Genomic DNA, 22,243 nt, shown 5'->3' with positions numbered 1-22,243 from the left:
TATCCGTGGCGTGACTTAAGCCTCAGGCATCGGTTCGTTCAGGCGCGTGTAGATCTTCTGTGCAAGACCGGCGACTTCCGTGGCCGTCTCCCGTCCGCCGGGGATGGCGTTCGTCAGGTAGGCTCCCTGCGCAGCTCTTTTCCCTGCCTCTGCAGCGTCCATGCCGAGCAGGGCTGCCATGGCGGCCGGAACGGTGAGGTTGATGATGGTGTGGCCGATATACTGGAGCTCCTGCAGGAGGACGGCTCCGGCGAAGATTGCCGTCCCCATGTTCGGGTCGTCCCGCCCCTTCCCTTCGAGGACATACTCGGGGACGACTTTTGCCGTCAGGTTCTCGATATGGTATTTCTTCCCGTCGATGGTGACGTCGTACGACGCCTTCGCGTCGAATCCCCAGAACTTCGCAGTAAAGCGATCCGTCCTTCTGGCCTGGGGTGCGATCTCGGTGAACTTGAACTCGATCGACTTTCCGGTAAAGCCGGAGAGGATCGCAGAACCCCGTTTCTCGACATAAGCAAGCCGTTCGGCGTCAAGGGCGTGGGCGACATCCTCGACGGATCTGCCCTCTTTCATCATCTCGTAGGTCTTCACCGCCCGGCGATAGATCGCCCGGTCGCGGACCGGTTCGGTTGCGAGGATGCATGCCGCGGTGATCGAGCCCCGGGAGACCTGTTCGGCCTTCCTCGCGATGGTGTTGAGCGCGGTCAGGGCGATCTCCGGGTCGATGAACGACTCCTTCTTGTAGTTTTTAATCGCCTCCGCCGTCTGATGGATATCGCCGTTGTACTTCACCATGAGCCGCAGCGCCGGGAGGGTGTCGCCTGCGAGGTGGCCGAGCGGCACGTTCACGGGGCCGCCCGAGAACCCTGCGCCGATCATGGCGGACTCTGCAAAGCCTGCGAAGATCTCGTTCATGGCCATAGACCCGATGACGGAGGGGCCGCCGATATCTTTCAGGATCAATCCGAAGTCGCCGACGATCCGGGCGGTGTCGTACTCCTCGCCCGTCCCCCGCATGTGGAGTTTATCAGGGAGCCCTGCTGCCTCTACGGCACCTTTTCCGGCGAGATATGCGGAATCGACCTTTCCGAATGAGCCGAATTCCTCACCGAGGAGTGCGTCGGGGTGGACGAGCTCCATGGTAACGGCCGAGGCGATGAGGGCCGGCCAGAGGGGATAGGGTGTGATCCCGGCACCAACCATGCTCTTCATCATCGCTTCGGTGCCGACCTTCGCCGCGTTCCGGGCGAGTTCGGGGATGTTATAGTCCTCACCAAGGGCTGCGTGGCCGTAAACGCCGCCGCCGGCCACAAATGGCGGGAGCACCGACCCGTCCACCCGGGTCAGCTTCCCCTCCATCAGTTGCTCGTAGATCGCAAGATACGCCGGGAAAGCGGGCACCCGGTGGGTGAACTTGTTCGTGGTCAGGGCGATCGCACTCGTCCGTCCTGCCCCGGCGTGCATCCGGGCGATGGCACCGAGTTTCCGGTTTCCGAGCGGCACCCCGGAACGGGCGCAGCTCCCGCTGAAGTAAGCGAGCGCTGCGACGATGAGAGCTGCGTTTTCAGGGGCAGCGCCCGCCAGTTTCGCTTCCCGCACTGCCTTCTCGATCACCATATCGAGCGGTAGGTGCGGTGCTGCGGCGTCGAGCACCGCCATCCGGTCGAGGAGGTGCATCTCCGGCGCCCCGGCACTACAGAAGATATCCTCTGCAAGGGAGTTCGCCGCGCAGAATACGGGAATGACGAGCGCGCCATGCCCCCTGGTTGCCGCCTCCAGTTTATCATTCGTCATATAATCGGGTTTGAAGGTTGTGGCGCTCACCGTGGCGAGCAGCATCGTCTCTCTCTCTTCGATCATTCCGGGTACCTCCTGTCGTGATATTTGAACCCTTGTTCCCCTCATATAAAAAGATGCGGCTCCGGCGGACTTCTGAGGGGAGATAAGGAAGGTGCGGCGGCTCTTTGTAGCAGCAGATCCGGGAAACGTCCTGCATCTAATATCCGGGACGGATCGATCATTCGTTTCCCGTGCCGTACGATCGTTTCCCTATTCGGCATTGGTCGCCTGGAACTACGGCATAATATCCATCCGTTCGGCAAAAATCGCCATAAACAACGGTTATTAAAAACGGATTGGCATAAATACTTGATGAGCCACTTATCTGATAGGGGGTTACGCTCCCCCTGTGTACGAGGGAATGAGAACGCGTGTGTGAGATTCATCCGCCCAGGGGGCATTGTCATTCTCACGCTCCTCATGGGGTTTATCACGCAGGGTGTTCTGGCGGTGGATCCCACCACCATGACACCCGCTTCTGACGCTCCGGCCGTCACGATCGGCCCTTGCCAGATCGAGGAAGGTGACAGCGTCACGGTCTCCGTCTACAACCTTACCGACGGGAGCCGTTTCTCTATCCGGATCGCCTCGGCGATAGACCTCGACGGTCAGCAGGACTTCTTCTTAAAAGCCACGAATCTTCGAATCCCGTTCTCGCTCGACTCTTCCCGCATCCATATCAGGGCAGAGCCGGTGACGCAGGCAGGTATCAAAGCTACCTTCGGATGGTTCCCGATCAGCATGGCCGTGCTCGCGGACGGCGGTATCGCCGAACTGACGCAGGGTATCGGTAATATCGCATCCGGCACCACGGTAAGCTCGGTGAAGGTTTTCGGAACAGCAGAGGCCGATGCCGCAACTGCCGACCTCCTTCTCGAGATCGGCGGGATTACGAGCAGCGTCGATGTCGCCTCGCTCACGTTCGGGCTCGAGGGCGTGACGAACGGGAGTGTTCTCGTCGAAGTTTCCGTCGACGATCTCGACCTCGCCAGACAGGAGATCACGATCGGTGCCGGTTCCTCGCAGGACTCCCCGCTTCCGGCAGCCGCTTTCATCGCGTCTCCCGTGAGCGGGGCAGCGCCGCTTGCCGTCGCCTTCACCGACACCTCGACCGGGAGCCCGACCTCGTGGACGTGGGATCTTGGGGACGGTGCGGTCTCGACGGAGCAGCATCCGGCACACATCTACACCGTGCCCGGCACCTACTCGGTAACGCTGACGACCGGGAATGCCGCTGGAACTGATACGGTCACCCGGACCGATCTCATCACTGTCACCTCCCCGCTCGCTGTCTCTTTCCCAACCGCCTCGCCGGGACTCATCGCCGTCGATACCGACGGGGCTCCGGCCTGGGGCGAGTCTTCGAGGCTCGGGGTGACCGTCACCGGTGGTAGCGGTATCGAGACGGTCACGGTCAATCTCTCCGCGATCGGCGGGCCGGTCTCAATGCCGATGATGCAGGCGGAGGACGGGCACTGGACGGTACAGATCGCGGCAACGGCCGCATCGCCGCACGAAAACGGCACCTACCGGTCGGTCGGGCTCGGCGTGACCGTCATGGAGAAGAGTGGGGCTGTGAACTCGTCGGTCGCCGTTCCCCTGACGGTCGTCAGGAACGGTGATCTCTCGGGCGATGGTCGGGTGACCCTCTACGATGCGACCTGTCTCGCCCGCTCCCTGCTCGGGGTGTCCGGGTATGCCTTCGGGGCGTCTCCTGCCGCCGAGGTCACCGGCGACGGCGTTTTGACGCTTGCGGATGCAATGTACCTCGCAAAACATACCCTCGGGATCCCCGGCTTTGAAACCCTGCACTGACGGGGTTCACCCCCGTCTCCTGCACGGTCAGTCGCCCATATAGAGTGCCTGGATCGCCACGACCTCGCTGCTGTTGCGTGCCGCTGCGTACTCCTCGAGCGGGTCGTGGTTCACCTCGAGGAATCGGAGCCCCCACCGGAACGGTTCGAGGATCCGTACCGCCTGCTCCTGTTCACCGAGGATAACGAGCACTGCCGCCATCGCCTCTACTGAGGTGAGCCGGAACGGCCGGCCGAAGTTGACGGGATTGGCGGCGACGAGGAACGGGAGTGCCCGCCGGTTCCGCCATCTGCTCACGGCTCCGGTATCGAGGACCTCCCACGAGCAGTCGAGCGCCGTGACGGAGGGGAGCGCCCGGTCAGCCGGTGAGACCGCCTGCTCCGCTGTCGGGTCGAGGAGCAGCGTCGTGCGGGGGATATCCGGCAGGCGGGTCACGATTTTGACAAGGCCGCGGCTCGCCAGCTTTTTCATGGTGCACTTCCGGGGATCGCAGGTGTTGTCGCGGTAGGCGTAGAGCGGTATCATCGGTCTTGTTATGATCTGAAAGCCCATCTCCTATCAATGTACGTGCTTGTCAGCCCCTGTATTCTAAACCCGGCCTGCCGTGCCCGGGGCATCACGACCGAAGAGGATAAGCAGTGGTTTTCACGCGCTCTTGAGCGGTGCAGGAAGTTCGGTATCGAGGTCGTCGCCCTTCCCTGCCCGGAGTCGATCTACCTCGGTACCGATCGCTCCCCGGGGTCGTACCTCGATCGCCTCGCGACACCGGCGTTCGAGGCGCTCCTGGACGACCTTGCAGAACAGGTCAGGAAAATCGTCCACGAGCGGGGAGAACCGCTCTGCATCGTCGGTGTGGACTCGTCGCCGGCCTGCGGGGTGACCGCCACCTACTACTCATCGGAAAAACAGCCTGGACGCGGTGCGTTTCTGGCACGGTTTTCCGATATCCGTGCATTTGACGTGAAGACCTTCGCCCGCCACCGGATCTACCTCGCAGGCCCGCTCTTCACCGAAGCCGAGCTGGCCTACAACCTGGTGCTCTACGATCTCCTCACCCGGCACCTCTTCGACGTCTACCTCCCGCAGGAGGTTGGCGATAACAGCTCCTGCCGGGACAGGGAAGAGCACCGCGCCATCTTCGACCGGCATGTCCGGGCGCTCCGAGAGGCCGACATCGTCGTCGCGGTCTGTGACGGTGCTGATGCGGATTCCGGAACAGCCTGGGAGATGGGATACGCCTATGCGCTCGGAAAACCGGTAATCGTCCTTCGAACCGACTTCCGGATGGCAGGGCGGCACGAATGCGTGAACCTGATGCTGGAGGAGTCGGCGGTAGTGGTGCTGAAAAAAGAGGATCTTCCGGTGGCTCTGGACTCGCCCCTCGCCTAGGCGAGGTCGAAGGCCGCCACCTCGTCGTTGCCGAGGTTCATGGCGATGTATATGTCCCCGGCAGTCACCGATGCCGGAATCTCATAGATCAGGAATCCGTCGATGGTCTGCGTCTTGTAGATCTTCTGGAACGTGTAATCCTCTATCCCGCGGGCGTCCAGCACCGTGGTGACGGACTCGGCACGGTCAGCGCGATGGGAGTAGGAGACACCGTCGGCAACGGCGTAGATGCTGCCTGGATACGGTGTGTAGAGCTCCTTTGCGGTACCTGCATGCTTCACTTTCAGGTAGACGAAGAGGAACTGGTTTCCGGCGGCGGGCGATACGACCGTCTCACGCATCCCCCAGTCGGGGTGGTGAATCCGGTATGAGTCCTGCAGCATATAGCGATCGACGGTGACCTCGCGTCCGGTCTCGTTCGTGCCGTAGTGGTAGAACTCGTCCACGGCGAGAGCGTCCGGGTAGGGCTCCGGCTCCGGTGTCGGCGTGGGCGCCGCGGTGGTCGGTTCGGGTGTGGGCGTCGCCGTCGGCGTTTCGGCCGGCTGCTGCACGGTTCCCGTGCATCCTGCAAACGCCGTGGCGGCGATCAGGATGCAGGCGATGAGTACGATACCTCTGATCTGCATATGAGGCAATGTCGTATTCCGTATGAAAAAAGATATCTAATTATGGTTGCGATTCAAGGCAACCTCCAGTATCGCCGTTTTTCTGATTCTATCTGGTTTCCTGTTCTGGTCCAGCCACAGATAAGCATTTCGCGGATCAGGCCGAATACCTCTCTGGCATGACCGATCCGACACTGCCGTTCGACCCTGCGGAAGCTCTCGCGAGACTCACCGTTCCTTTGCTGGTTCTTGACGGAGCCGGCCGGCCGGTCTATACAAACCCCGCCCTGAATCTGCTCTTTCCGGAGGATAGGGACGAGGCGGTCAGGGCACTCTCCGAAGGCGATCTCCGGGAGGGGTATCGTACCGCTGCCTGGAGAGGTAGAGCGGGAGACCTGCGCAGCTTCGCGGTCGAGAGTCGTCTTCTCCCCGTGACCAGGGACGGGCAGGGGGAGCACATCCTTCTTACCGTTACGGAAACAGGCCCCGCTGCCGTGGTGGAGGAGGAACTCCACTCCTGCAACCGGCGGATCGGTGTTATCAACCGGATCATGCGTGCGAGCGCCTCGCCGGTGGCGTCGGGGGAGGTCCTGCAGACGGTGCTGCAGCAGACCGTCGAGCTGATGGACTTCGATGCGGGCGCTGTATACCTTGTGGATCCGCGGTTCAAGCGTGCGGATCTGAAGGCATTCTTCGGTCTTTACGACCTCTACTTCCCCGATGTGCTCACGGTCGATATCTGCACCCCCCACTACCGCGAGGTCTTCCTCGAAGGGCGGCCCTGCTACGCCGAGAAGTACCTCAACGTCTCCCACGAGTCCGGCGAACTCGGGGTCTTCTCGCTCGCGGGCATTCCGGTCACCGTCGGCGGGCGGGTGATCGGGTCGATCCATATTGCAAGCAGCAGTTTCCACCGGTTCACCGACCTTGAAAAGAGCACGCTCGAAGCGATCGGCGAGGAGGTTGGCGGTGTGATCTCTCGTGCCATGCTCCAGGAACGGCTGGAAGCGGCATCCCGGGAGGCGAACCTCTACCTCGACCTCATGACCCACGATATCAATAACGCCAATGCCGTTGCCCTCGGGTATACGGAGGTGCTCGAGGAGCTCGCCGGCGATGCGGAGCGGGAGTATGTCCGGCGCGTTCGTGTGGGGATTGAACAGAGCTCGGCTATCATCGCCGGAGTCAGCCGGCTCCGCTCCCTCCGTGACCCGGAGGCCAGGCTCCGGCCGGTGAACCTCGATGCCGCGATACGAACCGCGATCGGTCACTATCCCGGTGCGCATGTCCGGTATACGGGCACGGCAGTGACTGTCTGGGCGGACGATCTCCTTCCGGAGGTCTTTGGAAACCTCATCGGAAACGCCCTCAAGTTCGGCGGGACAGACGTCGCTATCACCATCGGTGTTGAGGAGCGGGACGGCGAGGTCACCGTCGTTGTCGGGGATACCGGCCCCGGTATCCCCGATGCCCTGAAAGACGCGGTCTTCAATCGCTTCCAGCGGGGCGAGAGCAGGGAGCCGGGCAGCGGCCTGGGCCTCTACATCAGCAGAATGCTCGTGGAGCGCTACGACGGGGATATACGGGCGGAGAACAGGGTTCCGGGCGACACGGGGGCAGGTACCGCAATTCTGGTGCGGCTGAAACCTGCGCCTGTATGATACGGGTCACCTGCCCGGCGTGGACTCCCGTTTTACGAGCAGAAGTACGTTCTTTTCTTCCGAATATGCGTACGTGACGCTGTCCATGACGCTTTTGATGAAGTGAACGCCGAGTCCGCCGATCTTCCGCTCCTCAAGTCCGGCGGTCAGGTCGGGTTCGCGGGCGTTGAGCGGGTTGAACGGCCGCCCGTCATCGGCGAGCATTACCCTGACCTCATCCGCATCTACTTCGCAGGTGATCGTGATTGCTCCCCTCTCTCCTCCGGGGTAACCGTACAGAATCGTGTTGCTGCAGGCCTCGTCGACCGCGAGCTGCACGGCAAAGAGCGTCTCGGCGGAGCACCCCGCCTCCTCCAGGGTCTCTTCGAGGAACCCGGCGATCACCGAGAGGTTCTCGAGGTCTGCCGGGACGGTGAGCCGTGCGGAGAGCGTCATGGGCCGCTCACCTTCAGCACCATCAGCGTCAGGTCGTCGAACTGCGGTTCGCGTCCGCAGAAGGCGAAAACCGCCTGTTGTATCCGTTCGACGATCTCGCTTGAAGGGAGGTGCCGGCACTCCTGCACGGTGGCGATCAGCCGTTCTTCCCCGAACTGCTTATCGTCCGGGTCTATAGCCTCGGTTACGCCGTCGGTGTAGAGGAGCAGCAGATCCCCGGCTCGAAGATCGACCGTCTGCTCCTCGTACTCGGCGTCCTCCATAACCCCGAGGATGATCCCGGTCGCTTTCAATTCCCGGGGTTCACCGTCCCGGAAGAGCAGGGGGGGGTTGTGTCCGGCGTTGACGTAGGTCATCGTCAGCCGTGCCGCGTCGACGACCCCGTAGAAGAGCGTGACGAACATCCCTGACTTTGAATCCTCCGCGATGAGGATATTCGCATCCTGAATGGCGTCCTTTGCCCCGCTGTGCCGGGCGTGGGCACGCACGACCGTCCGCGAGAGCGCCATGAAGAGGGCGGCGGGGACACCCTTCCCTGAGACGTCCGCCATAACAATCCCGAGCCGCCCGTCGGGGAGCGGGATGGCATCGTAGAAGTCTCCGCCGACCTCTTTTGCCGGAAGGCTCATTGCGGCAAGGTCGTACGCGGGTACGCGGGGGAGTTTCTCGGGCAGAAAACTCATCTGGATATCGTGGGCGATCTGCAGCTCGGCGCGCTTCCGCTCGAGCTCGGAGAAGTACGCATCCCGTTCCGCCTTCGTCTGCCGTTCGGTGATCAGGTTGCCGATGATGAAGGCGAAGATGAAGACTCCGGCGGCGTTGGCGAGGATCATCGGGAAGGCTACCTGCCCGACGATACTCCAAGCCTGTTCGAATGGCCGGCAGATGACGAGGACAAGCCCCATGTGGAGTGCTTCCATCCCCACGGCAAAGAGGACGGCACCCTGTGCTCCGATAAAATTGCGATTATTCAGGAGATATATCGTGCCGCCGAAGATTCCGGCGAGAATTGTGGCAATTACGCAGGGGACGACCGTAAATCCACCAAGTGTTGCGCGATACGCAGCCCCGATAAGGCCGGCGCCGAGACCGACGATTGGCCCGGCGGCGAGCCCGCCGACCATCGGACCGAGGTCGCGGACGTTGATGACGGCGCCCATGATCGCAACACCGCTCTCAGTCCCGTATATCGAGATGGCGCCGAAAACAAGGATAAGAATCGCTTGATTCTTCCAGGTGAAGGTCTTGTCGAGGATCTCGGTGAATGCCCCGCTCCTGGTGATCAGGTAGGCGACCACCACGATGACGCAGATCATCTGGAGGAGGATGAAGGAGAGCTCGGTGAGTGCCGATGCCATGCTGGATCTTCCGGTGGTGGCGACGGCCGGTTCAGAATTCCGCGCTAAAGCTGTTCAGTGCCGATGCTTCGTCGTCGTGGATGGTGAAGATCCGGTGAAAACCTGCCATGGTGAAGACATCTCTGACCGCAGGTTTCGGCTCCGCGAGGTGGAGGTTCCCGCCGGTCTTCTTCAGCCGCTTTAATGAGGCAAGCAGCACACGCAGACCGGAACTGCTGATATAGTCGAGACCCGAGAGGTTGACCAGGATCGCTCTGCTGCCCGCGTCGATCAGCCCGTTCATCCGCTGTTCGGCATCCTGGCTCGATGCGGCGTCAAGCCTCCCTTTCAGGGAGACGATCGCCACTTCCCCCTCGTGCCGTTCGGTGATCTCCAGATTCCCGCTCATTCATCTTTTAGTGTGCTCTGTGGCTAGATAGGTCTTTACTTTCGTTACTGCAGGACATTCCGGTGCAGAAGCCATTTTTACCGGTCAGTGGTCGAAGTGCAGCCTGATCCGGCACTCTCCGTCCCGGACGTCCGTGGTGACCACATCCGCGTACTTCCGTATCAGGAACGCAGAGAGCCTGGCAAGGGCGTTTTCGTCTTCGAGAAGATCGGTATCGGTGGGAGCTCCTCCCGGTGAAAGGTCAAGCGGTTTTCCCGGGTACCTGACATCGATATCGAGTGAATCCTCCTCGAATGTGATCTCGGCCCGGACTGTCTCCCGGGTCAGACCCAGGAAGACGATTGCTTCCATGAGTTCGTTTACCGCCGATTCAGCGCGCTGGATCACCTCTTTGCGAGCGCCCCAGGTGCCTCCCATTGCCTCGAAGAACGAAAAGACAGTATCGGAGAAGTCGGTTCCGGGTTCGAGGCGCAGTGTCTTTCGCCGGGCGATCCCGATCCGGAAGATGAGATTGAGAATGAGCGCTGTGGCGGTTCCGAGGGCGAGCGACGAACTGAAGACGGGTTGCACCGATGTGGGAAGAGCAATGAAGAACTCCGGGAAGATGTCGACCGAGAGGCCGAAGATGAACGCGAACCCGATAACAAAGGTCTTTCGCGTATCCATCATCCGGGACATGATGATCTGCAGCCCGTTGACGATCATAAATGCGGCGACAAAGACAAGTCCCGCTCCCATGACGGGGCTCGGCATGATGACGAAGACCGATGCCAGTTTCGGGAAGAACGTCAGTGCGATGAGGAGAGCGCCTGCGGCAAAGGCGATTGCCCTGCTTGTGGCACCGGTGCCGACTGAGAGGCCGACGTTGCTCGAGGAGGTTGACTGCCCCATCCCACCGACAAGCCCGGAAAAGAGCGCTGAAGAGCCGTCCGCGAGGATACCGCTGCCGATGTTCCGCATGTCCGGCCGTCTCCAGTCGGCGTCGTTGATCTTCTGGCAGGTCGTCAGATCGCCTATAGACTTTAAGGACGAGCAGAGGACGGCGATGATGAAGGGGATGAGCAGGGCTGCATCGAACGACCACCCGAGGTGGCTGAGGTCGGGGAATGCGAGCAGGGGTGCGTCGAGGATCCTCGCGATCGCTGCCCCATCGAGGATGCCGGTCGCGGCAGCGAGGATATACCCGAAGGCGATACCGATAAGAACCGAGTAGAGACGGATTTTTCCCCTGCTCCAGACGCTTATCGCGACCATCGTTCCGAGGGTGACTCCCGCGACGAGCAGTTCGAGTGCCTCGGTTACGCTATCTCCCGGTGCTATCCCGAGGAAGTTCGGGACTGCTACCGGGATGACGGCGATCCCGACGAGGGCGACGACGACTCCGATGACCTCGGCGGGGAACAGGACGCGCAGGCGATGCATGAGCCGGGAGAAAAAGACCTCGAAGAGACCGGCGACTGCCGTCATGCCGTAGACGAGCGAGAGCCCCCCGGTCTGCGCCGCAAGGAGTGATGCGGAGAGATACGACGGCCCGCAGACCGCCGGGCAGAGATACCCCGAACCCATGCCTCCTTTTCGGAGCGCCTGGAGGATCGTCCCGACACCGCCCGCGAGGATGGACATGGTGACCATGAAAACGGCCTGCTCTGCCGTCCCGCCAAAGCTCCTGACGATGACGACTGGAAAGATGAACGCCGTGGCCATCACGAAGACGTGCTGGAGCCCGAGCAGCAGTGCGGTCGGAAGCGGGAGCGGGTCTTCAACTCCGTAAACGAGGTTCTGTGGTTTCTGTGACACGGGTGGTTCGGCTCCTATGCACCTGGTCTGCAGTCTCCCGGCGGATTACCGGCATTCGATGCCCTGTCACGCAGTGAACCGGTACGCCCCCCGCGGGACGTGGATCTCGAATCGGGCTCCCTCTCCGGGCACTCCTGTCTCCCGGATGGAAAGCCCGGTGATGGAGAGGATCTCCTGCGCGAGGAAAAGGCCGTATCCGGTGTTTCGTCCCCTGCCCCGCTCGAAGATCGTGCTCTTCTCCGCATCGGGAACCCCTACCCCGTCATCCTCGCAGAAGAGCGTTAGACCCTCTTCCGATTCCGAGCACGAGAACGTGATCCTGCTGATGGTGCCGGCATGCCTCGCCGCGTTATCGAGGAGATTTGAGAAGACCTTCTGGAGGAGCGGGTCGGCGTAGATCTCGAGACCGACATAATCAGCCGCGATCGAAACCTCGGCACCGGCGCTCCGGATCGCTGCCGTCTGCTCCACCACTCTGTTCAGGTTCTGCCATGTCGGAGTGTGGACACCGATGTCCTGGTAATCCTTGGTGAAGGTGATCTGGTGCCTGATGGTGCCCGCAGCAAGCTCCGCCTTCTCGATCATCTCGAAGAAGAACGGATCGGCGACGTAATCCTTCGAAAGCTCGAGGTATCCGGCAAGCGCGGTGAGCTGGTTGAGGACGTCGTGGCGGGTGACGCTCGAGAGGAGGTTTAATTTCCGGTTAGCCTGCTGGAGCGCTTCTTCCACGATCTTCCGGTGGGTGATGTCCCGCTTGTTCTCACGGCGGCCGAGCCAGCTCCCGTCCTCGCGGTAGACCGGCTGGCAGTAGTGGCTTATCCAGCGGGTCTCGCCGCACGGCGTAACGATCCGGAAGTCCAGATGGTGCACTCCGTCACTCGTCTTCCAGATCTCGTTGTAGTGGTGCGCCACCATCGCCCGGTCTCCGGGGAAGGTGATCTTCTCGGTCAGGTGGGGATCGGCGAGGAATGCTTCTGCGGTGTACCCGGTGATCCGCTCGCAAGACGGCGAGACGTAGAGGTAGTTTCCTTCAGGCCCGAGCCAGGATTCCCAGTCGTAAGTGAAGTCGGCCAGCGTCCGGAACTTCTCTTCGCTCTCCCGGAGAGCCTTCTCCATCTTCTTCCGGTCGGAGATATCCATGATGACGCCGACGATCCCGGCGACGCTCCCGTCCGCCCGGAAGAGGGCGGTCTTTGAGAAGAGGACGTCATATTTCTCGCCCCGGGTGTTCTGGAGTTCGAACTCGTAGCGCTGGACGTGGGGGTGCGCGACGATCAGGTCGTCCTTGTACTTGTAGTGGTCGGCGTAGAACTTCGGGAAGAAGTCCCAGATGGTCTTGCCGATGATCGCCTCTTTCTGAAGGCCGACGAGTTCCTCGAAGGCGCGGTTGCAGTCCTGGTAGACGCCGTCGGTGTTGCGGTAGAAGACCGGCGCCGGAATGGTGTCCATCAGCGCCTGGACGTAGTTGACCTTCTCCTTTAAGGAGACCTCCATCTTCTTCCGGTCGGAGATGTCGAGGATCGCACCGACGATACCGCCGACGCCCCCGTCCGCCCTGAAGAGAGCGGTCTTTGAGAAGAGAACGTCGTGAACGGCTCCCCGGGCATCGGTGATGGCGAACTCGTAGCGTTGGATATGCGGATGGCTGATGATGAGATTGTCCTTCTCTTTGTAGATGTCGGCATACTCCTTCGGGAAGAAGTAGTGGATTGTTTTGCCGAGGATCTCCTCCTTCGGAAGGCCGACGAGTTCCTCGAAGGCGCGGTTGCAGTCCTGGTAGACGCCGTCGGTGTCGCGGTAGAAGACCGGCGCCGGAATGGTGTCCATCAGCGCCTGGACGTAGTTGACCTTCTCCTTTAAGGAGACCTCCATCTTCTTCCGGTCGGAGATGTCCATGATGACGCCGACGATCCCGGCGACGCTCCCGTCCGCCCGGAAGAGAGCGGTCTTTGAGAAGAGGACGTCGTATTTCTCGCCCCGGGTGTTCTGGAGTTCGAACTCGTAGCGCTGGACGTGGGGGTGCGCGACGATCAGGTCGTCCTTGTACTTGTAGTGGTCGGCGTAGAACTTCGGGAAGAAGTCCCAGATGGTCTTGCCGATGATCGCCTCTTTCTGAAGGCCGACGAGTTCCTCGAAGGCGCGGTTGCAGTCCTGGTAGACGCCGTCGGTGTTGCGGTAGAAGACCGGCGCCGGAATGGTGTCCATCAGCGCCTGGACGTAGTTGACCTTCTCCTTTAAGGAGACCTCCATCTTCTTCCGGTCGGAGATGTCGAGGAGTGTCCCGATGATCCTCTGGGTCCCCTGGATAGCGGTCTCCGATCCGTAGACCTCGAGGGTGATCGCCTCGCCGTCTTTCCGGACTCCCCGGAACTCGAAGTGCGGATAATCCTGCTCGCCGGAGATCTTCCGTATCTTCTCCCGGACGATGGGAAGATCGTCCGGGAGGGTCAGTTCGTCGAACCCGATTCTCCCTACCATCTCGTCGACCCGGTAACCAAAGATACGGGCAAATCGGGGGTTGACGTAGGTGAAGACGCCGTTCCTGATGATATACACGCCGACGAGTGACTTTTCGGCGAGAACCTTGAACTTCGTCTCCGACTCCTTCAGAGCTTCTTCGGCGAACTTCCGATCGGTGACATCTCGTCCCACTGATTGGAACTCGATAATCTGCCCTTCTTCGTCGAAGAGCGCCCGGTCGCTCCACTGCTGCCACCGTGTCGTGCCGTCCGGCATAAGAACCCGGTGCTCGATGGTCCCGACCGGAGAATCGAGCGTCAGGGACGCGAAATGCCGCTTGATGAGTTCCTGCTCCTCGTCGGGGATCTTCGGGAAGAACCGTCTGCCAATCAGCCCGGTGCACTTCTCCCTGCCGTAGTAGCGACAGAAGGCGTCGTTTGCAAAGACGAGGGTTCCGTCGGGGTGGAACCTGCAGATGAGTTCGGTCTGGCTCTCGACGACGGCGCGGTAGCGCTCTTCGCTCGCCTTGAGCGCCTCGTCCACTCTCTTCCGTTCGACGGCCTGCTCGATCATGTGCTTCAGTTCGGCGAACTGGGACTTCGGATCGCCGCCCTTCTGGAGGTAGAACGACGCACCGTTGTTAAGCGCTTCGATGATGACGTGCTCCCGCCCTCTTCCGGTGAAGATGATGAACGGGGTGTCGTTGCCCTGTGCTTTGAGTTGCTTTAAGAACTCTATTCCGTTCATCAGGGGCATCTCATAATCGGACACGATGACGTCGAACCTGCGGGTCGTGAGCAAATCGAGCGCTTCTCTGGCGGATGTGCTTACGTCAACGGTAATCTCTTTATTTCTCTCGAGGAAAAGCCGGGTTATATCGAGGAGTGCGGGCTCGTCGTCAACATGCAGTACTGAAATCATGGAAAATCCCTGTGACGGCGGGGTCAGTAAGTAGGACTTGCGGTTTTCACAGTATAAAGATATCTAAAAAGTCCGATGGGTGGCGTTGTTGAACTTCGTTAACGTTATATCTGAGTTTCCGGAAATGTGCCGATCCGGTGCTCGCCCTCTTTGAGAATGCGGTTAGAAAAAGAATGGATTGCCGGCATAGTGCCGGACAGATATTCTCCGAGGGGGGTGATGAGGTGTGTGATAACCATGGGACGTTACGGGGAGGGCGGCTGTGCCGACCGCCCTCCCGTGCTTTGGATGCTGTTGTTTCGGTAGAGAGGTGTGGGTCCGCTAACCCCCCTGATTCGGGAGGTGGTGCGGGAGCCCTGACGTTTGGTGGTAATGGTGCCCGTTTGACCGGAGTTGTGCCGACTCCGGCCGAACATGCCAGATCAGACATGTGGTCATGCCACATGTCCGGAGAGATTCCCCGTATCTCTTCTGACTCTGGGGATCAAGTGTTGGTGGGATACTTATATAAATATTTCCTTTATTGCATTGCATTAACTGAAGCATTAGCGCATTCGTTATGGCTTGCGTTATGGTGTGCAACAAACAAAGCACTAATACCCATCCCGGCGAATGATAGTATGGCATGGATCCGTATTCTGACGAACTCTCTCCGATAATCGGTCTGCTGAAGGCGAATCCGCGAGGAATGTCGGTGACCGACATCGCCGCAGCCGTTGGCATCAATAGAAATACCGTATCCCGCTACCTCGATATCCTGCTCATCTCCGGTCAGGCGGAGATGAGAACCTACGGGAAGGCGAAAGTCTTCTTCCTCTCCCAGCGGGTACCCATCTCCGCCATGCTGAATTTCTCGTCCGATATCGTCGTGGTACTTGATCGTGAAACCCGGATCATGCAGGCGAACGATGCGGCCTGCTCGTTTGCCGGGGGAGACCGCGACGACCTCCTCGGGAAAGAGATGGCCCGCTCGCCGCTCGCCGCCTTCGATCACCCGCTGATCCGGACGAGGATCGCACAGGCGCTGGGCGGCACCGATTTCGTCGAGGAGCTCCGGTTCGTCCGGCAGACCGAGGTCTTCTTCTTCAGGATCAAGATCCTCCCGACCGTCTTCAACGACGGTTCGCCCGGGGTGACGATCATTCTCGAGGATATCTCCGAGAAGAAGCAGGCCGAGGAGGCGCTTCTGGAGAGCGAGAATATGTTCCGTGCCCTCGTCGAGAATATCAACGATCTTATCTGGAACCTGAATGAGGGCGGCACCTTCACCTACGTCAGTCCGAAGAGCAGCGATCTTCTTGGTTATGCCCCCGAGGAGATGGTCGGGAAGACCCCGTGCGATTTCATGGCGCCCGCCGATGCGGATCGGGCACGGGACTGGCTTCGGTCGCTGAGCGCCGGGACGCCGGCCTCGACCCTTTTTGAATGCACCATGCTCCATAAAGACGGCCATCTGGTATTCCTCGAGGCCAACGGAACGGCGGTCTTCGATATCATCGGCGAGTTCACCGGATACCGGTTCGTCTGCCGTGATATCACCGACCGGAGGCATGCCATCCGGCGGGTGAAGAAGTGGAAATCGTTCCTGTACTCCGTCGTGAACAATATCCCGAGCATGGTCTTCGTCAAAGAGGTCAAAGAACAGACGTTCGTCTTCTTCAACCACGCCGCCGTAGAACTCCTGGGAAGGACGAGCGAGGATATGGCGGGCAAGCGGGCGGCAGAACTCTTCCCCGAAGATATGGCGGCGTTCCTCGGGGATGACGCCCACAGCCTGTCGGAGAAGACGTTCCAGGTCGGGAATGGGAGTGGACGGATCCTCCGGGTCAAGAAGGTGCCGATCTCTGACTCCCGGGGCGAAGCGAAGTATATACTCGGGATCGCCGAGGACGTCACCGACCGGAAGATCGCCGAAGATCTCCTCGTCGCCCAGCGCGACCGTGCGCAGAGTTATCTCGACGTTGCGGGGGTGATGATCGCCGTGGTCGGCGCCGACGCCCGGATCGAGCTGATGAATCGGAAAGGCTGCCGGATCCTTGGGTATACCGAAGCGGAACTCGTCGGGAAGGACTGGTTTGGAGCTATCGTCCCCGAGCGGCTCCGCGAGCGACTCGGCGCCAACTTCCTCCGGCTGATGGCGGGGGATGCCGAACCGCCGGCGTCCGAAGTGAGCCCGGTGCTGACGAAGGGCGGCGACGAGCGGCAGATCCTGTGGCACAACACCCTGCTCCGCGACGCTGCCGGAAAGGTCGTGGCGATGGTCAGCTCTGGTGAAGAGGTTGGCGAATAGCCACAGGGAATGCGCCTTTAATCCCTGAATTGCCCTTTTTTCCCGACTCTGATATCACTGCGGCAGGGTGACCCCTTAAATACGGTCAAGAGCACATACTGGTACGGTGAAGATCTTTGGTTGACTTTCTGTCCCTGATCATTCTCATCGTCGTGGTGTTGATCGTCATCATCATCGCCGCGTCGTTTGTGGGCATCTATAATCGTTTCTTCTCGCTTAAGAACTCCGCAGAGGCGACTCTCGGGCAGGTCAAGGTCGCGATGAAGAAGCGGCTCGACATGATAGAGCAGCTCCTCGGGGCGGTGAAGAGCTACGCCGCTTTTGAGAAAGAGACACTCACGAAGGTTACGGCGATGCGGAGCGGCGTTGCGGCCGCAGGCCCGGGAGATCTTAACGAGGTGGAGCAGGAGTCCCGGTCTATCCTTGGCCGGCTCATCGCCGTCGCCGAGAACTATCCTGATCTCAAGACATCGCAGACGGTGCAGAACCTGATGGGTTCCGTCCGGAACATCGAAGATGAGATCGGACGGCAGCGGTATACCTACAATAACATCGCCCAGCAGTACAACACCATGACTGATACCATCCCCTCAAACATCATTGCAAATGTTTTTGGTTTCCAGAAACTGCAGTACCTCGAGTTTGAGGAGGAGATCCGAAGACCCCCGAAGATAGAGTTCTAACCAGCCATGGCACTCAGTGAGAAGCAGCAGGTCGCAGCGCTCGTTGCGATAACCCTGGCGATCGGGGTGCTGGCGTTCACCGGAGCGAGCGCTCTGCCCGGGTTCCTCGAAGGCGACCTTGTTGTCCGGGAGTACGAGGCGGCCTTCTCCGCAAACGGCACCCTTGTCGAGGAGTACACCTATGACGTACGGCAGTCGGGTGAGTACCGGATGCTCTTTCGGTTCTGGGATGCGCCCCTTACGTTTGAGCCGCTAAACCGGCCGTATATCTCGTTTCTCGGGCTCACTGCGCCCGAGGGGACGACCGGCTACGTAAAAGATCATACCGGCCAGGTACGGATCGTCGGGAGCGCCGATCCTGGTGAGGTAGCGGTTATCAGAGATCTTGCTTTCGAAAACGAGGTCGGCGCCTACAACCCCGGCTACTTCCCGGCAGGCTCATATCCCTTGGAGTACCGTTTCGTCGTCCACCCGCCGATCGAGTACGACGACGACTGGGCACACCTGAACCTGCGGCTCGTGGACGAGCATGTCCCCTACGAGAACGTGCGGATTACTATCCCGGCTACGTTCGTCGAAGAGGTCTTCCTCCATCCGCCGACGCTTGAAGCGGAGCGTATCGGCAGCTCGATCGTCATCACCGGGAGCGTACCGGCGGACGAACCGCTGAACGTCGAGATCCTTGCGGATAAGGTGTTCCTCGAGGGACTTGACGGGTTCCCCGTCTTCGTCGAGAACGTGCGGCAGCAGACGGAGGACGCAAACCGCTGGGCAGGGCTCCTGTATGCATCAGCAGCCGCCCTGAACGCAGCGGCATTTGCGCTGGTGCTGATAACGCCCTTCCTGCTCCTCGCCGTCTACTACCGTTACGGGCGGGAGCAGCCCTTCGTCGTCCCTGAATACGTAAGTTTCGTCCCCGACCCCGCACTCAAGCCCTGGCAGGTAAACCTCCTCTTCAAGGGGGATGCGGTCGAGTTTGATGAGAACGGGCTCTATGCGACCCTGCTCGACCTGCATCGCCGGGAACTCGTCCGGGTGGAGGAGAAACAGGGCGGCGGCGTTACCATCCGGCTCCTGAAAACGAGCTCGGATGACCGGTATGAGCAGCGGGTGCTCACCTTCCTTGCCAATATCGCCGACGACCACATCGTCGATACCGACGAGCTTCAGAACCTCGCGGAAGTCGCCCGGCGGAGCCCGGGTTCGCAGCACCGGATCATGGCCTACCAGCAGACACTCTCGGCCCTCCGAAGGGATGTCGATGCGACCATCTCCCGGCGCTACATCGTTGACGGCCGGGATACCGTCCTTCCGTTGATATTCCTTGGCGCCATCCCCTGCGGTCTTGCACTGCTGAATCTCATCTTAGCACCGGGGGCGGCGTACCTGCTGATCCCGGCGGCCGTCCTCTTCTTCATCGTGGGCGTGCAGGTCGGCATCGCGGCGCTCTTTCCCGCGACGCTCTTCGGGCACTGGAAGGACGACCGGTACCGGGAGAAACTCCAGTGGGACGCCTTTGCCTACTTCCTCTCCGATCTTGCGCTGATGCGGAAGTACTCGCCGGACGACCTATCCCAGTGGGGCGAGTGGCTGGTCTACGGCACCGCTCTCGGTGTCGGCGATAAGGTGGAAGCGGCGATGCGCGACCTGAACGTTTCCCTCCCCGATGCCGGGGTGCCGCTCTACTCACGGATGCCGTTCATCTTCGTCCCGATCGTTGCCTTCTCGCCGCCGAGCAGCGGCGGCGGGGGTGGCGGTTTCGGTGGCGGCGGTTTCGGCGGTGGCGGCGGTTTCGGTGGCGGCGGCGTCGGCGGCCGCTAATACTCTCTTTTTTAAAAAAGGTCAGTGGTTCCGGTAGTAGAGTTCCCAGGCGTCCACTTCGGTGCCGTTTTCAAGGATGCAGACACCGTACTCGCTGCCGTCGGGTTTCTTCCGGATCTCGTAGGCATAGCCCTGTTCCAGGCAGTAGACCGCGGCGGGGTTTGCTAGGCCTACCATCCCTCCGGCCGGCTCCGCCGGGGCGATGGCGCTCGTCTCCTCGATCGAGAGGATCTCGACCGGGGTTCCCCACATCTGGATGGTCACGACGTCCTGTTGCACCGCCGCGGTGAAGGAGACCCGCTTTCCGTCGACGGCAAACTCCTCCGAAAGGTTAGCCGGAAGGTACTGCCTGCCGTCATCCGCGACAATACCATAAAATCCTCCTTCAAGGTCGACGTAGGTGACCGTGCCGTTTCCGGTGACGATCTCACCTCCGTCTGTCTGTTCGATGGCGGCGATCTCGATCGGCGTTCCCCACTGCTGGATAGTGACGGTATCCTCACGGACGCTGCCTGTGAAGGTGACGTTCATGCCGTCGACCCTGTACTCTTCGGAGAGGTTCAGGGGGAGGTACCGAGTTCCGTCTTCGGCGACGATGCCGTAGAATCCGCCTTCGAGATCGACGTAGGTTATCGTTCCGTTCTTCGCGACGATCTCCTGCTCCTGGTTTGCTGCATCCTGGCCGAGGCAGCCGCACGCCAGTACGGCACCGGCGACCAGCAGTCCTGCGATCAGGGAGAGGGTAGTTCGATCTGTCATACGCATCGACAGAAGAGACATTATCGTTCTGCAGGTAAGTATATTCCTTTAACTTCGAAGATTTCCGAACTCATCGGCGGCAGTGGTGCGGCGGCGCGGCGCTCCTTCCGAAAGGCACACGGTTTTATTGCAGCGGCGCACACGTGATGGTATACATCGCGGGGACGTCTTTCCGTCTCCCGCGTGAGGAGATCCGGTAGTTATGGATGTAGAGGTTCGCGAGCAGGATGGTGCTGCGATCGTTACGGTCGAAGGAAGGATCGACGCTGCATCGGCCGAAGGGCTTGACGAAGCGCTGACCGGTGTCATCGGTCGGGGAACGAAGAAGGTGTTGATCAACCTTGAAAAGGCGGTCTATATGAGCAGCAGCGGTCTACGGGTACTGCTGGCCAAGTTCAAGGGACTCAAACGCGAAGAGGGTGAGATGGCTCTTTGTGCGCCGAACGCCGACGTTTACAAGGTTTTCACGCTTGCCGGAGTTCATGAGGTCTTTCCGATCTACATGAGTATGGACGAGGTCTTCGTCGAGACTTCGCCCGGCAGGGGAAGGACGATCCGTTTCGACGAGGCCGACTGAGCGCATCATGACGGGAGATACCCGGAACCTGATCGCAGTTCTGCGAGACGGGACGAGCGCCGACCGGATGGCCGCGGCATCGACCCTTGCGCGTATGGGAAGTCCGGTGATCGAAGACCTGGCTTCGGCACTCGTCGACAGCAACCCCCGCCTTCGGATGTGGGCGGCATATACGCTCGGACTGATCGGCGATCCGGCCACCGTCGGCCTGCTCGCCGCCGCCGCGGCCGATGACGATCCCGGAGTTCGGAAGTGGGCGCTCGCGGCGCTCGAGGCGATAGAAGACTGTGCAGCAGGCAGTTCCTGTGAAAGCGGCTGCTGCCGGTAAATCTTTTTTTTAAAAAGAGTGGTTTCTGTTACCGTCGCCTGACGGCGGCGAACGCGAGAGCAGCCCCGAGTGCACCGATCACGGTGGCGAGCGAGACCGGGGTTGCTGTCGGTGTCGGTTCCGTCGTCGCCGGTGCGGCGGTCGTCGCCGTGGTTGCGGGCGTCGTCGGGGCGGTGGTGGCCGGTGTCGTCACGGTCGGGACGGGTGTCGGTGTCCCGGTCGCCGGCACCGTCGTCGGGGCAGGTGTCGGTGTTCCTGTATTGACGCCGACACGGTTCCCGACGGTGAAGGTCACCGGCTCGGAGTCCTCTGCCGAATCGGCGAAGGACTGCGGCTCGCTCCAGCGTGCCTGCACCGAGTAGGTTCCCTGTTCGAGCTGGGAGAGGGAAAACGCCCCCGGTTGTCCCGGATCGTCGGTGTAGACCTGCGAGGCGGTCAGGTTGATGCCGCTCATGTCCCGACCGCCGATGATGGTGCTCTCTGCGCCGCCCGGCGAGGTTATCACGAGATCGACCGTCGCCGGATAGGTGGTGCCGGCGTGGTAGAACGCCCCGACGTCGGGCGAGATGATCTTGAACGCGAGCGGCGTATTCTCGGAGATGGTAAGGCCGCTCACCGACTCCGTGTGGTACGGGTTTGCCAGCACGACGTCGAGGAAGACCATCGGTTCCCTGATCAGGATCTGCCGGGTGACCCCGTCTGTCGGGTTGAAGGCGTAGTAAACGCCGTACTCGTCACCGACCTCGATGGGGAGGAGGGTGAAGTCCGTATCGTCGGGAACATCGATGTCGTTGACGAGCGACCGGGCGGGGTTGTCATCCTGGTACTTCCGGAGCGCCGTGATCGGGTTGTCGGTCGTCTGGTTCCGGAGCGCCGTAAGATCGAGGTCTTCTTCGTAGACGAAGATCGTGTCGTAAGGCTGGATATCGTTGATGGTCGGACTCCTGGCCCCTGCCGGGGTAATACAGAGGGAGAGCGCGAGCGTGCAGAGAAGAAGCACGGTCAGCACCGCTCCCCCCCGCGGCAGGGCGGCCGGGATCCTGTGTATGATATCTGCAGACATAATGGACGTATTCCCCTCTTAACCGGTATATATGCATCGAATCCCGGCCGTTTC

18 protein-coding genes are annotated in these 22,243 nt (G+C 60.7%); 8 read left to right on the top strand and 10 right to left on the bottom strand.

What is annotated here, in order from left to right; genetic code table 11:
- Positions 1 to 15: 15 nt before the first annotated feature.
- Positions 16 to 1,860 (bottom strand): hypothetical protein, encoded by a 1,845-nt coding sequence (locus tag ABH15_RS01105; RefSeq protein ID WP_128692526.1) that lies wholly within the window; start codon positions 1,858 to 1,860, stop codon positions 16 to 18.
- A gap of 354 nt (positions 1,861 to 2,214) precedes the next feature.
- Here ABH15_RS01105 and ABH15_RS01100 point away from each other — a divergent pair, with 354 nt between their 5' ends.
- Complete coding sequence (locus tag ABH15_RS01100; RefSeq protein ID WP_241647961.1) at positions 2,215 to 3,654, top strand: PKD domain-containing protein; 1,440 nt, start codon at positions 2,215 to 2,217, stop codon at positions 3,652 to 3,654.
- Between the two features lie 27 nt (positions 3,655 to 3,681).
- Here ABH15_RS01100 and ABH15_RS01095 read toward each other — a convergent pair whose 3' ends face one another.
- The gene (locus tag ABH15_RS01095) at positions 3,682 to 4,179 is read right to left on the bottom strand and encodes a DUF367 family protein (RefSeq protein ID WP_128693206.1); all 498 of its coding nucleotides are present in this window, start codon (positions 4,177 to 4,179) and stop codon (positions 3,682 to 3,684) included.
- A 36-nt stretch (positions 4,180 to 4,215) separates the two neighbouring features.
- Between ABH15_RS01095 and ABH15_RS01090 the strand changes: the two genes are divergently transcribed.
- Entirely contained in the window at positions 4,216 to 5,043 is an 828-nt protein-coding gene (locus ABH15_RS01090) for a nucleoside 2-deoxyribosyltransferase (protein ID WP_128692524.1), read from the top strand.
- On the opposite strand, the gene ABH15_RS13750 is transcribed toward ABH15_RS01090, so the two are convergent.
- A complete protein-coding gene (locus ABH15_RS13750; RefSeq protein WP_128692523.1) occupies positions 5,040 to 5,669 on the bottom strand; it encodes a hypothetical protein in 630 nt (209 codons plus the stop codon). The genes ABH15_RS01090 and ABH15_RS13750 overlap by 4 nt on opposite strands.
- Before the next feature lie 158 nt (positions 5,670 to 5,827).
- Between ABH15_RS13750 and ABH15_RS01080 the strand changes: the two genes are divergently transcribed.
- Complete coding sequence (locus ABH15_RS01080; RefSeq protein WP_128692522.1) at positions 5,828 to 7,309, top strand: sensor histidine kinase; 1,482 nt, start codon at positions 5,828 to 5,830, stop codon at positions 7,307 to 7,309.
- Positions 7,310 to 7,315: 6 nt separating this feature from the next.
- Here ABH15_RS01080 and ABH15_RS01075 read toward each other — a convergent pair whose 3' ends face one another.
- The 5 genes from ABH15_RS01075 to ABH15_RS01055 all read right to left on the bottom strand — a co-directional run bounded on the left by ABH15_RS01075 (position 7,316) and on the right by ABH15_RS01055 (position 14,668).
- Positions 7,316 to 7,744: an ATP-binding protein gene (locus ABH15_RS01075; protein ID WP_128692521.1), complete on the bottom strand. Its 429-nt coding sequence runs from the start codon at positions 7,742 to 7,744 to the stop codon at positions 7,316 to 7,318.
- The gene (locus ABH15_RS01070) at positions 7,741 to 9,102 is read right to left on the bottom strand and encodes a PP2C family protein-serine/threonine phosphatase (RefSeq protein ID WP_128692520.1); all 1,362 of its coding nucleotides are present in this window, start codon (positions 9,100 to 9,102) and stop codon (positions 7,741 to 7,743) included. Before ABH15_RS01070 ends, ABH15_RS01075 begins: the two co-directional genes overlap by 4 nt.
- A 31-nt stretch (positions 9,103 to 9,133) precedes the next feature.
- On the bottom strand, positions 9,134 to 9,490 hold the full coding sequence (locus ABH15_RS01065) for an STAS domain-containing protein (protein WP_128692519.1): 357 nt from the start codon (positions 9,488 to 9,490) through the stop codon (positions 9,134 to 9,136).
- 84 nt (positions 9,491 to 9,574) lie between these two features.
- A complete protein-coding gene (locus tag ABH15_RS01060) occupies positions 9,575 to 11,287 on the bottom strand; it encodes a uracil-xanthine permease family protein (RefSeq protein WP_128692518.1) in 1,713 nt (570 codons plus the stop codon).
- Between the two features lie 66 nt (positions 11,288 to 11,353).
- Positions 11,354 to 14,668 carry a PAS domain S-box protein gene (locus ABH15_RS01055; protein ID WP_128692517.1) on the bottom strand — a complete coding sequence of 1,105 codons (3,315 nt, stop codon included), beginning with the start codon at positions 14,666 to 14,668 and terminating at the stop codon, positions 11,354 to 11,356.
- Positions 14,669 to 15,293: 625 nt separating this feature from the next.
- Between ABH15_RS01055 and ABH15_RS01050 the strand changes: the two genes are divergently transcribed.
- From ABH15_RS01050 to ABH15_RS01040, 3 genes are all read left to right on the top strand, one after another.
- On the top strand, positions 15,294 to 16,958 hold the full coding sequence (locus ABH15_RS01050; RefSeq protein WP_128692516.1) for a DUF977 family protein: 1,665 nt from the start codon (positions 15,294 to 15,296) through the stop codon (positions 16,956 to 16,958).
- Between the two features lie 116 nt (positions 16,959 to 17,074).
- Positions 17,075 to 17,641, top strand: a complete 567-nt coding sequence (locus tag ABH15_RS01045; RefSeq protein ID WP_128692515.1) for a LemA family protein — start codon at positions 17,075 to 17,077, stop codon at positions 17,639 to 17,641.
- A gap of 6 nt (positions 17,642 to 17,647) precedes the next feature.
- Positions 17,648 to 19,462: a DUF2207 domain-containing protein gene (locus ABH15_RS01040; protein ID WP_128692514.1), complete on the top strand. Its 1,815-nt coding sequence runs from the start codon at positions 17,648 to 17,650 to the stop codon at positions 19,460 to 19,462.
- A 21-nt stretch (positions 19,463 to 19,483) separates the two neighbouring features.
- On the opposite strand, the gene ABH15_RS01035 is transcribed toward ABH15_RS01040, so the two are convergent.
- On the bottom strand, positions 19,484 to 20,221 hold the full coding sequence (locus ABH15_RS01035) for a putative hemolysin (protein WP_128692513.1): 738 nt from the start codon (positions 20,219 to 20,221) through the stop codon (positions 19,484 to 19,486).
- 202 nt (positions 20,222 to 20,423) lie between these two features.
- Between ABH15_RS01035 and ABH15_RS01030 the strand changes: the two genes are divergently transcribed.
- Both ABH15_RS01030 and ABH15_RS01025 read left to right on the top strand, forming a co-directional pair.
- The gene (locus tag ABH15_RS01030) at positions 20,424 to 20,798 is read left to right on the top strand and encodes an STAS domain-containing protein (RefSeq protein WP_128692512.1); all 375 of its coding nucleotides are present in this window, start codon (positions 20,424 to 20,426) and stop codon (positions 20,796 to 20,798) included.
- Between the two features lie 7 nt (positions 20,799 to 20,805).
- Positions 20,806 to 21,126, top strand: a complete 321-nt coding sequence (locus ABH15_RS01025) for a HEAT repeat domain-containing protein (protein ID WP_128692511.1) — start codon at positions 20,806 to 20,808, stop codon at positions 21,124 to 21,126.
- Between the two features lie 28 nt (positions 21,127 to 21,154).
- Here ABH15_RS01025 and ABH15_RS01020 read toward each other — a convergent pair whose 3' ends face one another.
- Positions 21,155 to 22,189 (bottom strand): DUF3821 domain-containing protein, encoded by a 1,035-nt coding sequence (locus tag ABH15_RS01020; RefSeq protein WP_128692510.1) that lies wholly within the window; start codon positions 22,187 to 22,189, stop codon positions 21,155 to 21,157.
- Positions 22,190 to 22,243: the final 54 nt, after the last annotated feature.

Source organism: Methanoculleus taiwanensis (assembly GCF_004102725.1).
Taxonomy (GTDB): Archaea; Halobacteriota; Methanomicrobia; order Methanomicrobiales; family Methanoculleaceae; genus Methanoculleus_A; species Methanoculleus_A taiwanensis.
Note: the sequence above shows the minus strand (reverse complement) of the source record. Positions and strands in the feature narration are given on the sequence as shown.

Coding starts and splice junctions, on each gene's coding strand:
- ABH15_RS01035 (WP_128692513.1), bottom strand. CDS start 20,221: ATGACAGATCGAACTACCCTCTCCCTGATCGCAGGACTGCTGGTCGCC.
- ABH15_RS01080 (WP_128692522.1), top strand. CDS start 5,828: ATGACCGATCCGACACTGCCGTTCGACCCTGCGGAAGCTCTCGCGAGA.
- ABH15_RS01095 (WP_128693206.1), bottom strand. CDS start 4,179: ATGATACCGCTCTACGCCTACCGCGACAACACCTGCGATCCCCGGAAG.
- ABH15_RS01020 (WP_128692510.1), bottom strand. CDS start 22,189: ATGTCTGCAGATATCATACACAGGATCCCGGCCGCCCTGCCGCGGGGG.
- ABH15_RS13750 (WP_128692523.1), bottom strand. CDS start 5,669: ATGCAGATCAGAGGTATCGTACTCATCGCCTGCATCCTGATCGCCGCC.
- ABH15_RS01090 (WP_128692524.1), top strand. CDS start 4,216: ATGTACGTGCTTGTCAGCCCCTGTATTCTAAACCCGGCCTGCCGTGCC.
- ABH15_RS01025 (WP_128692511.1), top strand. CDS start 20,806: ATGACGGGAGATACCCGGAACCTGATCGCAGTTCTGCGAGACGGGACG.
- ABH15_RS01065 (WP_128692519.1), bottom strand. CDS start 9,490: ATGAGCGGGAATCTGGAGATCACCGAACGGCACGAGGGGGAAGTGGCG.
- ABH15_RS01105 (WP_128692526.1), bottom strand. CDS start 1,860: ATGATCGAAGAGAGAGAGACGATGCTGCTCGCCACGGTGAGCGCCACA.
- ABH15_RS01075 (WP_128692521.1), bottom strand. CDS start 7,744: ATGACGCTCTCCGCACGGCTCACCGTCCCGGCAGACCTCGAGAACCTC.
- ABH15_RS01050 (WP_128692516.1), top strand. CDS start 15,294: ATGGATCCGTATTCTGACGAACTCTCTCCGATAATCGGTCTGCTGAAG.
- ABH15_RS01040 (WP_128692514.1), top strand. CDS start 17,648: ATGGCACTCAGTGAGAAGCAGCAGGTCGCAGCGCTCGTTGCGATAACC.
- ABH15_RS01055 (WP_128692517.1), bottom strand. CDS start 14,668: ATGATTTCAGTACTGCATGTTGACGACGAGCCCGCACTCCTCGATATA.
- ABH15_RS01030 (WP_128692512.1), top strand. CDS start 20,424: ATGGATGTAGAGGTTCGCGAGCAGGATGGTGCTGCGATCGTTACGGTC.
- ABH15_RS01070 (WP_128692520.1), bottom strand. CDS start 9,102: ATGGCATCGGCACTCACCGAGCTCTCCTTCATCCTCCTCCAGATGATC.